At 44.7% G+C, this 12,864-nt stretch carries 14 protein-coding genes; 9 read left to right on the forward strand and 5 right to left on the reverse strand.

Going from position 1 to position 12,864, the window contains the following annotated elements:
- Positions 1–10: 10 nt before the first annotated feature.
- Together RJ41_RS13350 and RJ41_RS13355 are read right to left on the reverse strand one after the other, a co-directional pair.
- Complete coding sequence (locus tag RJ41_RS13350) at positions 11–895, reverse strand: LysR family transcriptional regulator (RefSeq protein WP_014951197.1); 885 nt, start codon at positions 893–895, stop codon at positions 11–13.
- A 361-nt stretch (positions 896–1,256) separates the two neighbouring features.
- On the reverse strand, positions 1,257–1,700 hold the full coding sequence (locus RJ41_RS13355; protein WP_014951195.1) for a DUF2721 domain-containing protein: 444 nt from the start codon (positions 1,698–1,700) through the stop codon (positions 1,257–1,259).
- 317 nt (positions 1,701–2,017) lie between these two features.
- Between RJ41_RS13355 and RJ41_RS13360 the strand changes: the two genes are divergently transcribed.
- Positions 2,018–4,087 (forward strand): TonB-dependent receptor, encoded by a 2,070-nt coding sequence (locus RJ41_RS13360; RefSeq protein WP_039221636.1) that lies wholly within the window; start codon positions 2,018–2,020, stop codon positions 4,085–4,087.
- Positions 4,088–4,272: 185 nt separating this feature from the next.
- Positions 4,273–5,565 (forward strand): NAD(P)/FAD-dependent oxidoreductase, encoded by a 1,293-nt coding sequence (locus RJ41_RS13365; RefSeq protein WP_039221639.1) that lies wholly within the window; start codon positions 4,273–4,275, stop codon positions 5,563–5,565.
- Positions 5,566–5,641: 76 nt separating this feature from the next.
- Here RJ41_RS13365 and RJ41_RS13370 read toward each other — a convergent pair whose 3' ends face one another.
- On the reverse strand, positions 5,642–6,208 hold the full coding sequence (locus RJ41_RS13370) for a YceI family protein (protein ID WP_014951192.1): 567 nt from the start codon (positions 6,206–6,208) through the stop codon (positions 5,642–5,644).
- A gap of 22 nt (positions 6,209–6,230) precedes the next feature.
- On the reverse strand, positions 6,231–6,758 hold the full coding sequence (locus RJ41_RS13375) for a cytochrome b (protein WP_039221643.1): 528 nt from the start codon (positions 6,756–6,758) through the stop codon (positions 6,231–6,233).
- 457 nt (positions 6,759–7,215) lie between these two features.
- Here RJ41_RS13375 and RJ41_RS13380 point away from each other — a divergent pair, with 457 nt between their 5' ends.
- The 4 genes from RJ41_RS13380 to RJ41_RS13395 all read left to right on the forward strand — a co-directional run bounded on the left by RJ41_RS13380 (position 7,216) and on the right by RJ41_RS13395 (position 9,176).
- Positions 7,216–7,449 carry a hypothetical protein gene (locus RJ41_RS13380; RefSeq protein WP_039221646.1) on the forward strand — a complete coding sequence of 78 codons (234 nt, stop codon included), beginning with the start codon at positions 7,216–7,218 and terminating at the stop codon, positions 7,447–7,449.
- Positions 7,450–7,492: 43 nt separating this feature from the next.
- Complete coding sequence (locus tag RJ41_RS13385) at positions 7,493–8,056, forward strand: CBS domain-containing protein (protein WP_039221649.1); 564 nt, start codon at positions 7,493–7,495, stop codon at positions 8,054–8,056.
- 135 nt (positions 8,057–8,191) lie between these two features.
- Entirely contained in the window at positions 8,192–8,635 is a 444-nt protein-coding gene (locus tag RJ41_RS13390; protein WP_039221651.1) for a hypothetical protein, read from the forward strand.
- A gap of 106 nt (positions 8,636–8,741) precedes the next feature.
- On the forward strand, positions 8,742–9,176 hold the full coding sequence (locus RJ41_RS13395) for a hypothetical protein (RefSeq protein WP_014951187.1): 435 nt from the start codon (positions 8,742–8,744) through the stop codon (positions 9,174–9,176).
- 9 nt (positions 9,177–9,185) lie between these two features.
- Here the strand turns inward: RJ41_RS13395 and RJ41_RS13400 are convergent, their stop codons facing one another.
- Positions 9,186–10,115, reverse strand: a complete 930-nt coding sequence (locus tag RJ41_RS13400) for an alpha/beta fold hydrolase (protein WP_039221654.1) — start codon at positions 10,113–10,115, stop codon at positions 9,186–9,188.
- A 146-nt stretch (positions 10,116–10,261) separates the two neighbouring features.
- Between RJ41_RS13400 and arfB the strand changes: the two genes are divergently transcribed.
- The 3 genes from arfB (at position 10,262) to RJ41_RS13415 (ending at position 12,617) form a co-directional block, all read left to right on the forward strand.
- On the forward strand, positions 10,262–10,678 hold the full coding sequence (arfB, locus tag RJ41_RS13405; protein WP_014951185.1) for an alternative ribosome rescue aminoacyl-tRNA hydrolase ArfB: 417 nt from the start codon (positions 10,262–10,264) through the stop codon (positions 10,676–10,678).
- A 126-nt stretch (positions 10,679–10,804) separates the two neighbouring features.
- Positions 10,805–11,482: a hypothetical protein gene (locus tag RJ41_RS13410; RefSeq protein ID WP_039221659.1), complete on the forward strand. Its 678-nt coding sequence runs from the start codon at positions 10,805–10,807 to the stop codon at positions 11,480–11,482.
- 121 nt (positions 11,483–11,603) lie between these two features.
- Positions 11,604–12,617 carry a hypothetical protein gene (locus RJ41_RS13415; protein ID WP_039221662.1) on the forward strand — a complete coding sequence of 338 codons (1,014 nt, stop codon included), beginning with the start codon at positions 11,604–11,606 and terminating at the stop codon, positions 12,615–12,617.
- Positions 12,618–12,864: the final 247 nt, after the last annotated feature.

Consider the following 12,864-nt stretch of genomic DNA (forward strand, 5'->3'; position numbering starts at 1 on the left):
TGTTTAACGACTAAATTTGCGCAAATAAATCTTGAAGACATGTAATTGCTGCGCCGATTTTTGCAGGCATTAGCTCCCTTTTCGGTGTGACCGCATAAACCGTATAATCTGGTAACTCCCAGTCAGTGAAGAGCTGCTTCATTTCACCAGACTTCAATAGATGTCTCACTTCTGGTTCGGGAAGAACCGCATAGCCAACACTATCTTGAGTAAGTTTAATCAATGTCTGCATTGAGTTGACATCAATGCGTTGTGTATCCAATTCATACTCGCCTTCGCTTTCGTGCTTCATGACGTATTCTTCAATATGTCTGTGAGCAATGTATGTATGCGCGTTAAGCGCTTCAGGCGAAGTCAGAGTTTCGTTTGCAAGTGGATGGTCTGCAGAGACACACAAAATACGCTTCCAGGTCGCGAGTACCAAACTGCTGAAATTTGTATCTGAGACTGGGGCGAAGCAAAGCACAAGATCGGCACTGGAAGCGATAATGTCTTTAGGCTCGTCAGTTACGGTTAAAGAAATAGTTATTTTAGGAAATTCTTCACAAAGCTTTTTCAGTGGCTCGCTTAACAGTCCTCCGCCAAAACCCTCCGGCGCGATGATGTTTATTTTACCTGTGGGATCATCCTGCAGACTTTCAATTTTTTGCTGGGCAAGTTCTGCGGTTTGCAGCATTTGCTTACTGGTTTCGTAATAGATGCGCCCTGCTTCCGTTAGGCTCAAGCTTCGGGTATTTCGGTTAAAAAGGCTAAGGCCGATATCGTGTTCTAGCTTTCTTAACTGCTGACTAATAGCAGAGACAGTCATGTGCAGCTCTCTCGCAGCTACACTCATGCTACCGCTATCTGTTACTGCAACAAAAACCTGAAGAGAGCGAAGTAATTTAGTATTCATGGCGCTTAGTTAATCCTTTTTATTGGCCGCAGTATTTTGACTGTTAATATGTAGCAAATTAACGACGGAAATAGTCGAATTCTACCGTATTTTAACGTTGATGAACGCTTTTGAAGCAGGTCTTTACGCAATGCTTACATTGGAAAGTTATGCATAATCTTCGCATTTGTAGCTAAAGGTAATTTTGGAGCTCATCTTGCTTCTTTGCATATGAATGTTAGCTTCAAAACTAAGCCAATCGCGACAGCCTAAAAATAAGTAGACGGATAGAGAAGGTAAACATTACGCTCTATCCGCCTTTTTGGTGTATCGCTGATGGGATCAATTGAACGCCAGCGAGCAAGCCGTTGTCGATACGTGGTTAGCGGATGGTTCTGACCATATTTATGGTATTTGTCGCCAGTTTCACTTCAACCAGAAAAACAATAAGCGCACTAATTAGAAACATCATAGCCAGTATGAACAACACGATGACTGGCGTTTTTAAGTCGACAACCCAGAGCGACCCAGAAAATAGCGCCATAATGACGGTACACACCATCAGTCCAGCGGCAACACATAGCCCAATCGCCCAGTTAATTACCTTTACCCTGCGCCATAGCACCTTAATTTCTTTTTTAGAGCGATCGACAATATGCGGGTCTGAAAGGGTATGAATCTGTCTTTCTGCCACCCTCACCCTGTCGGATATTCGACCCAGCCGAGACGACATAACATTGAGGAAGCCAGCAATACCGGTAAGTAAAAATACGGGGGCAACAGCGAATTCGATAAGCTGTGAAAGACTAGGAATAAGTGTGTCCAATGGTTCCTCCAACGAACAAAGTTTGGTGTTCTTACTTCAGGCAAAGAGTGTTTAACCCGTTGCTGCAATCTACTAACGTACTGCCAGTCCATATTCGTTACAAACACGTAAGTTAGAAATAGTGATTGAAACTTAGACTTGCGTTGTGACAGTAAAGTCAGCGAACTGCAAAGTCTACGCCAACGCTTAAAACAGTGATATGACGCAATTGTCGAAAAGCCGCAATAGTTTAGCGGTTTTTAACCCATCCTTACCTAAATTAACGGTAAACTAATACCCATTGCTAAAAAAACATTTTGTCATCAAAAGGATAGATAATGCGCTTTGCCCCACGCTTTCCTCTGTCGTTGCTAACTGTGTCTCTGCTATCGCATGCAGCCATCGCTCGCCAAACCAATGAAATAGAAAGAATTGAAACCACGTCTTCTCGTATACAGGGAAATATGAATGCTTCCGGTTATGCAGTGTCGTCTATTTCAGAAGAAACGCTGTCGCTGCTTTCATTTCAACACATTCAAGAGTCGCTGAATTACATAGCGGGCGCCGGCGTACAGCGGGGCAACGGGCAGGAATATCTACCAGCCCTTCGTTCGCCAGTGTTAACCGGCGCTGGCGCGTGCGGCGGAATTTTAGCGGCAGAAGACGGTATTGCGTTGCGCGCAGCAGGTTTTTGCAATATTAACGAGCTATTTGAAGCTCACGGTGAAATTGCACAGCGTATTGACGTGATAAAAGGCCCTGCGTCAGCGCTTTATGGCTCTAATGCGATACATGGTGTGATTAATGTGATTACCCCTGACACAACCCAAGGCGGCGGAGAGCTTAGCGTTGATTACGGGTCTTATGGGTTTCATCGCGTAAAGCTTAAAGAAGGTAAAGACTTTGGTCGCAGCGGCGTGGGTATTGCTGCCAGCGTTACCAGAGATACAGGATATCGAAATGAAGAGAGTGTTGACCAAGAGAAAGTCTCGCTTCGCCACAGGCTAGAGTGGGACAGCACGGTTATCACGAGCGGCCTTACCTATACCCATTTAGACCAAGAAACTGCCGGCTACATAGAAGGGTTTGAAAGCTACAAAAATACACAAATAGCCAAGAGCAACCCGAATCCCGAAGCGTTTCGAAAAGCAGAAAGTTTTAGGCTATGGGGCAAGTTCGATACAAGCTTAAGCGGTGGTCATGCACTGTCGATTACACCTTACGTACGCAACCAGGATATGCGTTTTAGAATGCATTTTTTACCTGGCAAACCCCTTGAAACGAATGCTCAAAAAGGCGTTGGTGTGCTGTCTCAGTTCAATTACGTCATTAATGACAGCCTAAGTGCAGATATAGGATTAGACGTAGAATACACAGAAGGTGAATTAACCCAGTCACAAGATAGCGCTACAGAAGGGTCTGCCTTCTTGGTTGAAACCATACCTGTAGGAAAGCACTATGATTATGATGTAGATGTCACGCTATTTGCGCCTTTCTTTACCTTCAATTGGCATGCTGAGCGTTGGGCTATTTCTGTCGGCGGGCGCTTTGAGTCTATGCAATACGACTACACCAACAATATGAATGTTGGTCGTGTACGCGAAGATGGCACAGAGTGCGGTTTTGGCGGCTGCAGATATTCCAGACCAGCAGACAGTGAAAATGATTTTGATAACTTTAGTCCGAAGCTTTCACTTCGTTATCAACTTAATCCTCAAACCCAGTTATTTGGCGGCATCGCAAGAGGCTATCGCGCGCCTCAGGCAACAGAGCTGTATCGTTTGCAGCGTGCACAGACTGTTACTGATCTTGACTCGGTAACGGCCGATAATATTGAAGTGGGCGTAACAGGTACACTATTTGACGGCAGCTATACGCTTAGTCTTTACAGCCTACAAAAAGATAATGTTATTTACCGCGACAGCGACTTTTTCAACGTAAGCAATGGCGAAACCTGGCATAGAGGCGTAGAGCTTACTTTTGACCAACCGTTAAGCGATATACTGCGCTTAGATTTTGCTGGTACATACGCAAGGCATACCTACGAGCACAGTCAGCTCTCAGGTGAACAAGACATTAAAGGTAATGATATTGATACTGCGCCAAAGCTTCAGTTTAACGCTCGTTTAAGCTTTGAGATGTCGAGCAAAGTACAAACGCAGCTAGAGTGGCAGCATGTTTCGAGCTATTTCACCGACGCTGAAAATCTCAACGAGTACGAGGGGCATGACTTGGTACATGCGCGCGTACGCTTCAGCGTGAACGAAGACGTTACATTGTATGCGCGGGTTAACAATGTATTTGATACGGACTACGCTGAACGCGCTGATTTTACTAGCTTCACAGGCCCTCGCTACTTTCCGGGGCGGCCTCGCAACTACATGATAACGGCATCGTTTACCTTATAAGCTTAAATAGACATATGTAATAGATTACTATTAACCCCAGAAATACAGACTATTGCCGTGATTTGCTTGTACCCCAGCGGCATCAGGCGTAGTCTGTAGGCATCAGCATGGGTCTCAGTCACGCCATGTATAGCGCTTGGAAAGGTCAGGCGACATACGTGGAATGATTGTTAATAGGTATACCCATGCAAAAAATAGTAATTGTTGGTGGCGGTGCTGGTGGTCTTGAATTAGCCAGTCGCTTAAGCCGCACCCTCGGGAGAAAGAAACAAGCCGAAATTACCCTCGTCGACCGCAGTCGAACCCATATCTGGAAGCCGCTATTACACGAAGTGGCCGCCGGTGTAATTGATAAGCATTCAGACGGTGTGGACTACGCCATCCACGCTGTAGCTCACCACTACCGCTTTCAATTAGGTGAAATGTGCTCGCTTAACGCGCAAGCGCAAATCATAACCTTGTCGCCTTTAATCGATGAAGAAGGGACGCAGGTTTTGCCTGAACGCGAGATTCATTATGACCAGTTAGTGTTGGCGGTTGGCAGTGTGAGTAACGACTTTGGCACACTTGGCGTTGCTGAGCATTGCTACTTTCTTGACTCGTTAAAGCAAGCTGAACGTTTTCACAGAGCGCTTCTGAATCAACTAATCCGCATCAATCAGCAAGAAGATAAAGACGCCAGAATTGATGTCGCTATTGTCGGGGCAGGAGCAACAGGTACTGAGCTAGCCGCTCAACTTCACCATGTGGCGAATTTGTCCAAGGCTTACGGAATGCCAGACATGTCAGCTTCTCGTCTTAAGATTACGATCGTAGAAGCGGGAGAGCGTATATTGCCTGCGCTACCTGAGCGTATAGCAAACTCTGCAAGAAAAGCGCTGCATAAGTTGGGCGTAGACATTAAAGAGCAAACCATGGTGGCAGAAGCCGACGCGAAAGGGCTGATCACAAAAGACGGTGGTCGGATTGACGCTGATTTAATGGTGTGGGCTGCGGGGGTGAAAGCACCGGACTTCATAACAAAGCTTGCGCTTTTTGAAACGAACAGAGCCAATCAAATTCTTGTTGATAAGCAGCTTCGCAGTTCATCTCATAAGAATATTTGGGTGTTAGGCGATTGCTGTGGTTTCCAGCAGGAAAATGGGAAGTGGGTGCCGCCTCGAGCGCAGTCTGCCCACCAAATGGCGGATATTGTTGCGCATAATATAACGTCGTTATTTACTCAAAAAGACACGAAAGATTTTACTTACAAGGACTATGGATCCTTGGTTCACTTAAGTAAATACAGCACTGTTGGAAGTTTAATGGGCTCACTGTCAAACAGCAGTATGTTTATAGAAGGGCGTCTAGCCAAGTTGGTTTACGTTTCTTTGTATAATATGCACCAGTTTGCAGTACACGGAAAAATTAAAGGTGCTCTAAAGCTCCTTGTGAAGAAGTTAAGTCAGGCCATCAGCCCTAAGCTGAAGCTTCACTAACCACATATAAAAAAAGCCCCATGTTTGGGGCTTTCTCAAATCATAAATTTAGTTCGCTGGGACCAAACGTAAATAGCTATTGTTTCACGCCTTCAACGTGAAGCTCTAATTCTACCGTTTGCGACGCTGGGCCTAAATCATAGTCGATGCCATAATCTTTAAGTGCAATCGTCGTTGTGCCCATGAATCCTGCACGATAGCCACCCCATGGGTCTTTGCCTTCGCCAATCTTTTTGGCTTCTATAGTGATAGGCTTTGTCACACCGTGAAGCGTGAAGTCACCCATTACATCCATCATGCCATTGCCTTTATCGACAATTTTTGTGCTGACAAACTTCGCCTCTGGAAAGTCGTCAACGTTTAAGAAATCGTCGCTCTTAAGGTGCTTGTCACGCTCTGCGTGGTTTGAGTCGATACTGTCGGTATCGATAGTCACCATAATTTTTGCTGCACTAGGTGCTGCGTCGTCGTAACTAAAAGTACCTTTAAAATCGTTGAAGCGACCAGTGAGCCACGAGTAGCCCAAGTGTTGAATTTTAAAGTTGATAGACGCGTGGGCGCCTTTGCTATCAATCACATAATCTGCGGCGTTAGCGGTGCTTAAAGACAGCGCAGCGGCCAAGGCAAGTGTTAACTTCTTCATCATTTCTCCTTTTTCCTCAATATCATCGAAGCCGTAACATCTGCTTCAGTGTGTCATCGTTACGAATAAAGTGGTGTTTCAGCGCAGCCAGCGCGTGAATGATCGCCAATACAATCACTGACCACGCAATATAAAAATGGGCCTTTCCTGCAATGTCTTCTTGATTTTCAAAGAACTCGCCCATTGCAGGTACAGAAAACCAATTAAATACGTCGATGCTTCTTCCATCGGCCGTTGAAATTAAATAGCCGCTCGCGAATAGCATGATAATCAAGGTGTACAAAAGCCCATGACCTATGCGACTTAACCTTTTTTCTAACGGGGTGCCATGTGACGGCGGCCGTGAAGTAACAACGCGCGTGACTAAGCGAATAACAGTGATGGCAAGCAAAATTAATCCAACACTCTTGTGCCAATGCGGTGCCGTCTTATACCAGTCGCTGTAATATGTGAGGTCGACCATCCACAGCCCTGAAGCAAACATGCCGACAATGGCAATGGCAGATATCCAATGCAAAATAACTATAGGTCTGGACCATCTTGGTTTCATATCACTTCCGTTATTACTTACAATCAGGTTGGTTAGACCTTCAGTTAATCGCGTTATCTCAACCGCGAAATGACCGCTGAAAAAGCACCTCATGCATCAATTGAATCTAGTGTATTTCTAATTACATTGGCTAAACATTACATTTAATGGGAGTGTTCGTTCTTGTTTTTAGAACGGATGTACAGAAAACAACCCACCAAATCTGAATCGCGACACGGTTAGTTTTCGAAGGCGCGTCGTTTAATGGTCGATAAATTGCGCTAAACACCTCTATTAAACGCGCTAAATACTCTTATAGTTTAAATAGGCAGTAACAAAAGTGGCTGCTTTGCTTCAATGTTGTTTAGTTCAGTAGAGGTTGTACGCTTTGCGCGTTTCGTACGTTTTGTTGGCCGTTATTCTGCCAGCGTTATTTTCATCACTAGTATCCGTCTCCGCATTGGGAGAGGGAAGAAGTGTGCAAAATATTGCGGGGCAGTCGAACAGTGCAAATACGCTCTCACCCCTCATTAGCGACTGGGAAAGCTCCGCTTTTGAAGTGTCTGACGACGACATTGATGATGGCATTTCGCTTGTCGACATCACCAGCGGCTTGGAAAAATACCGGTTTTCGGCTGGTAAAACGATTGATGCAAAAGCCTTTACTAGGCAGCGCGATAACATCATTCGAGGGCCACCTTCTTTCACTTAATCATTAAAAAACTGAATTTTTTATTTTTGATTAGGAGAAAGGTATGCACGCCTTAAATCTATATAAAACCGAAGCTATCGATACATTGGCATGGCCGGTTGTTGAAAACACCATTACTGTAAAATCATCTGCTATGGCGGTCTTCACTGACTTTAAGCAGCACTTACCACACGTTATTGATGCTCGAACTCCAGCGACGAAAATAGAGTCGATTATGCGTCAGTCTCATGTTCGTATGATGCTGGTGGTAAACAGTGAGAACCGTTTCATTGGTATTGTGACCAGTCACGATGTCGGTGAACAGCAAATCATTCAGCGTGTGAGCGAGCTTAAGGTTAAGCGAGAAGAGCTCACTGTTCATGATTTCATGCGTCCTAAAACCTCGCTCATGTCGTTCGATTTCAGTGAGCTAATACGTTCATCAGTGGGGGACGTGATAGAAACACTCAAAGACTACGGGCAGCACCATTGCCTTGTCATGGACAGAGACAGCCATGAAATTCGTGGCGTAATCAGCGTGAGTGACATTGCTAGAGAGCTGCGTTTGCCGCTTGATATACAGGGCCGCCCTACGTTTGCTGAGCTGATCAACATTCTTGCCGCTTAGTCTTCCATTTCGTCAGTTATAGACCATACTTTACTGTGCGTTGTTGTTAAGCAACGCATAGTAAAAGCATCTAATCCTTAGCACTTTTTGGGTATTTGCTTACCAGAATATTAATAAAAACAATTAGGTGGTTGTATGAGGTACGCTCACGGTGAGTTTATTGTAACGAGATGTGGTGATGCGGTAGTTACACAAGCCTACGGGCCTTGGAATAACGAGTGTGTAAAAAGCTTTGCTAACGAATATCGCATTAACGCAGAAGCGTTGTTTGGGAAAGTATGGTGTAACATTGTTTGCGTTACTGGAGAGTCCCTTTTGATCCCTGATGCAGAGTTACAACTTCGTGAACGTACGGCGGCAATGCAACCATTGGGTTTAACTCACATAGCGGTTGTATTAGGTGATTCAACGGCTAAAGCAACGACCAAAGCTCAGCTCAAACGCACATACAAAGGGCTTAATATCGAATTCACATTTGTTGAGCTCATTGAAAATGCAGTCGAGTGGTTGGTAGGACACGGCTTTAATATTGACTTAGAAAGCATTTCATTACACGTAGAGAAAGTAGCATCGAAATGACCATCTCAAACTCGTAAGCTCGATAGACTTGGTATGTATTTCGCAATGTAATTTATGAAGAGTTAGAACATCTCGTCAAAACTGCTTGATAAAAAGAGGCGATATTATGAATAGATCACTATTTCCTACCAGCGTTGTTACGAAAGCCTTCACATGGGCATACCAAGAACTCGGTTTAAATATCAAGCAAGCTTCTGAAATATTGGGTATTTCTCCATCTTCTTTGGCGCAGACTACGCTACTTGGTTTTGAGAGTGGCACATCAGAGTACAGAAAGCAGCTCGCTTTTATTCGTATGTATCATTTACTCATTTCATTGTCAGATGGGGACAGTGAGCAAATGAAGGCGTGGTTTAGCAGTTACAATATAACGCTGGGCGCGACCCCTTTTGAAATGTGCAAAGCGTATGACGGCATTGAGAGAGTCGCCGATCAGCTTCGCAAACTAAAGCAGTCGACTTATGGTCGAGAGCGCACACTCGCCGTTGTTGAGTTTTCTCATAAAGAGCACGTTGAAAAGGCAGGTGCAAGGCTTCACTAAGTCACTTACTTAAGCACTTTCGTCAATCGATATTATAAAGTCGGCGCACGCTTGCACCTGAGTAACGGGGATCATGTGGCCAGCGCCAGAAATAATTTTGTGTACCGCACTTCCTATTGCCTTTGTTACCGCGGTGATGTGCTCATCGGGCCTCAAGATAGTATCTTTTTCACCATACAATACCCCAACAGGGCATTGAATCTCTTCATAACGAGTTTTCTGACGGTGCAGACTGCCCTGCGCAGATACTGTATCTCTGCTACCTTCATAAAAGCTTCGAGAGTGGAGCGCTAATAAACCACCGCCTTCAGTTGAAAAGGACGGGGGGACAGGTTCGGGGTGAAAAATTTGTGCGACTTGTTTTCTACCTAACTTTGCACGCAGTGGACTGGCAATGGTTTTTGCAACACTGCTGCGTACCCATTCATTGGGTATGTAAAGCACCGAAAGAGGCCCGGCACCTCCTTTTAGTGGTGTAGTTAACGGGCATAGAAGCGAAACCGATTTTATTTTGTCAGGTGCATCGATTGCCATCCTCAGTGCAATTCCTCCTCCCATTGAATGCCCAGCGATGCTCGCACTACCTATTCCCTCTTTTTGCATCCACTCGAGTATCATTTTACTTTGCTGTTCGAAGCTGGCGGATGTGCTTTTATAGCGGCTCGAAAATCCGCTGCCTGGACGATCAGCGGTATATACCGTGTAGCGGGAAGCGAGGGTTTTTGCTAATTCGCTAAAATTGTTACTATTGCCAAGTAAACCATGAATCAGCACAAGCGCCGGACCGTTTCCTTGCTTTTGCCAGTGAATAATTCCACCATCAACAGGCGTAAGTTTTCCTGATGGTGTGAATGAAGCTTCGATATTGCTGTCCATTTTGGCGGTAAACCAAATAAGCGCTACAACGATACAAATAATGATGAGCAATGCGATGATCATGTTTTATGTCCAAAATAAGGATAAAAAACAACCTATCGGTTAACGCAAAAATGGTCAAGTAAGCAGTAATGATAGTGACCTATAGATGTAGGGCCGCTAGTGCTGCAACGTTAACGTGGTTACGCCATGACGTATTAGGATTTGAGATGGAATTAATAATAACCCCTTCTATCGCGATAGATGAAAGCGAAGCTGAATTGCAAGCTATTCGAGCACAAGGTAGCGGTGGGCAGAATGTGAATAAAGTAAGTAGCGCCATACATTTACGCTTCGACATAAATGGATCATCGCTGCCTGAAAAGTTGAAAGAAAAGCTACTTCAGCTTAAAGATAGTCGCGTTACCAACGACGGTGTTTTTGTGCTTAAAGCGCAAAATTATCGAACGCAAGAGCAAAACAGAGAAGATGCGCTAGCGCGACTTGTTGCGTGGATAAAGGCTGCGACAATTGAACAAAAACCGCGCATAAAAACAAAGGTGAGCCGTGCGGCAAAAGCACGTCGTGTAGATGTAAAAAAACAACAAGGTGCTAAAAAATCCATGCGTAAGAAAGTGGAATTTTAATCAAAACTAATCTAAAGTATTAAGCCTTATAGATGTCATTTCGCAAGACAACGGAAAATTCTTACAATAATAAATGAATGTGTCTTGTGCTTATGCTAATTATTGGAACTTAGGGAAGCATACAAAGTGACTCGTTCGAACGTCATTCCTATGGTGCTATTTGCAGCCATAGTAGTTTCGCTTGGGATTAATACACCGCAAGCCGCAAACGAGATTATTGCTCGTTTGTTTAACAAGACTATTTCAAATTCTGAACTTCAGCCATCACAGGCTGACGTCGACCGCTTTCAATCTATTTTGACCGATAAATCAGAGAAAGAAGTTCGCGACATTTTGGCGCAACGTGCGCTTGGTAATAAAATCACTGAATCTGTACTTTCTGATTTTGCCGATAAAAACGCCATAGAGCCCAACGAAAGTGAGATTCAATCTGCGTATTCTGTAATAAAATTATGGACTGTTGATTTAGATGAAAATGGCGCCTATCAAGACGACGAGTTAGAGCGTTACCGTCTTGCGATGGCCGAAGGCATGGCTAAAAGTTGGAAAGTATCTAAAGCGCTTTATGAGGCCTATGGCGGCGATGTGGTTTTTCAACAGGATAACCCGTTAACACCTGTAGGTGCTTATCAAAAGTTATTTGAACAGTATCGCGAAAAGGGTGAGTTTGTTATTTACGACCCTGCTTTCAAAGCGGCGTTTTGGAGCTCGGTAAAAATGAAATACGCTAAAACTTACGACCCAGATAATATAGATTTCTCACTTCCTTGGTGGGAAAAGAGCATGACTGCCTCGGAAAAATAATAAAAAGGCCCTGTTTTTACGGGGCTTTTTTAATTATCTTCAAAAAAATCATTTTCAGCGGAATAAATCGTTTTCTCTAATCGTTATCTCAGTGTCCTTTATGAAAAACGGAGATAACCGGATGAAAAAGTTAAACACTGCAATTGCACTAGCGTTAGGTATCGCATCAACGTCGGCCTTTGCTCAAGAAGCCACGTTCTCTGCTAACACATCAGCTAATGCGTCGACTTCTGCATCGCTTTCACTAACAAGCGGGGCAACTACACAGTCTGCAAATCAGGTTAATACGCAGACTTCTGCCGAAGGCGAAGCATCTACGCAGAGCCAAATGTCCACCGAGAGCTCAGCCGATGAACAATTATCAGCAAACCAAACAAGTAACGATCTATCTGTCGATCAGGGAGTGAGTCAAGTTTCTGCAACATCAGATATGGCGAACTCGATAACTTCGCCAATGGCAGGCGCACTGACAAGTAGTGTGTCTGGGTCATTATCTGTACTGTCATCAGCGTCTGGAAATGCAGAACAAGTCGATGGAGCAGAAAGTGAAGCAGAAAGTACAGCGCAGACAGCGCCAAGCTTGGCATTGAAGCAAATCAGTTCACTAACAAACAATGGCGCGGAAAATACCGCAGAAGGTTCGCTAGCTGGCAGTGTAAGTGGTGCACTAAACAATACTGCAGAAACAGCAGTAGGCAGTACCTTATCGAACACGGCTGCAGGCACCATCGAAAGTGCGGTAAACGGCGGCGTAGCCAATACAGCAGCCAGCACCGTAGCAAGCTCAGTGACCAGCTCTGTAACCGGAACGGTTGGCACCGCTGTCGAAGGAACAATTACTGACACGGTAGGAAATACGGTAGAAGGAACGGTAGAAGGCACGGTAGCAAGTACGCTGAATAGCTCTGTAGAAGGTGCAGTTTCAAATACAGTCGAGCAAACTGTGTCAGCAACAGTCGCAAATACGGTAGGAAATACGGTAGAAGGTACGGTAGAAGGCACGGTAGCAAATACGGTGGATAGCACCGTAGCAAGCACCGTAAATAATACCGTGGCAAGTTCGGTTGAAAGCGCCGTAACAAGCACTGTAAACGACAACGTAGCTTCAAGTATTTCAGGTGCGCTTGGTCTTTAATATAAAGGCCTAAACCACTAGGTGGGCGTAGAGCAACCTTGAGCAAGCACGTTAAATAGCCACCTTAAAGTCTGAGTGCGGCTTGTCTAAATAGAAAGGCAAGCCGCTATTTAAGGCCTAGGCTGCAGGTGCGAACACATTGCCTCGCTAACGTGCATTCCTAAAAGCGAGCACCTCAAGTCAAATCTCACGTCTCTCCATCAAAAAAGAAATCGCAAAGTTTCACTTTCTCTGTGGTAGGTAACTA

Origin of the sequence: Alteromonas marina (assembly GCF_000808575.1) — a bacterium.
Classification (GTDB): Bacteria; Pseudomonadota; Gammaproteobacteria; order Enterobacterales; family Alteromonadaceae; genus Alteromonas; species Alteromonas marina_A.

What these genes read in the sequence shown, in the direction of transcription:
- RJ41_RS13375 (WP_039221643.1), bottom strand. Translation starts at nt 6,758, where the DNA reads ATGAAACCAAGATGGTCCAGACCTATAGTTATTTTGCATTGGATATCT.
- RJ41_RS13415 (WP_039221662.1), top strand. Translation starts at nt 11,604, where the DNA reads ATGAAAAAGTTAAACACTGCAATTGCACTAGCGTTAGGTATCGCATCA.
- RJ41_RS13360 (WP_039221636.1), top strand. Translation starts at nt 2,018, where the DNA reads ATGCGCTTTGCCCCACGCTTTCCTCTGTCGTTGCTAACTGTGTCTCTG.
- RJ41_RS13370 (WP_014951192.1), bottom strand. Translation starts at nt 6,208, where the DNA reads ATGAAGAAGTTAACACTTGCCTTGGCCGCTGCGCTGTCTTTAAGCACC.
- RJ41_RS13350 (WP_014951197.1), bottom strand. Translation starts at nt 895, where the DNA reads ATGAATACTAAATTACTTCGCTCTCTTCAGGTTTTTGTTGCAGTAACA.
- arfB (WP_014951185.1), top strand. Translation starts at nt 10,262, where the DNA reads ATGGAATTAATAATAACCCCTTCTATCGCGATAGATGAAAGCGAAGCT.
- RJ41_RS13390 (WP_039221651.1), top strand. Translation starts at nt 8,192, where the DNA reads ATGAGGTACGCTCACGGTGAGTTTATTGTAACGAGATGTGGTGATGCG.
- RJ41_RS13395 (WP_014951187.1), top strand. Translation starts at nt 8,742, where the DNA reads ATGAATAGATCACTATTTCCTACCAGCGTTGTTACGAAAGCCTTCACA.
- RJ41_RS13400 (WP_039221654.1), bottom strand. Translation starts at nt 10,115, where the DNA reads ATGATCATCGCATTGCTCATCATTATTTGTATCGTTGTAGCGCTTATT.
- RJ41_RS13365 (WP_039221639.1), top strand. Translation starts at nt 4,273, where the DNA reads ATGCAAAAAATAGTAATTGTTGGTGGCGGTGCTGGTGGTCTTGAATTA.
- RJ41_RS13385 (WP_039221649.1), top strand. Translation starts at nt 7,493, where the DNA reads ATGCACGCCTTAAATCTATATAAAACCGAAGCTATCGATACATTGGCA.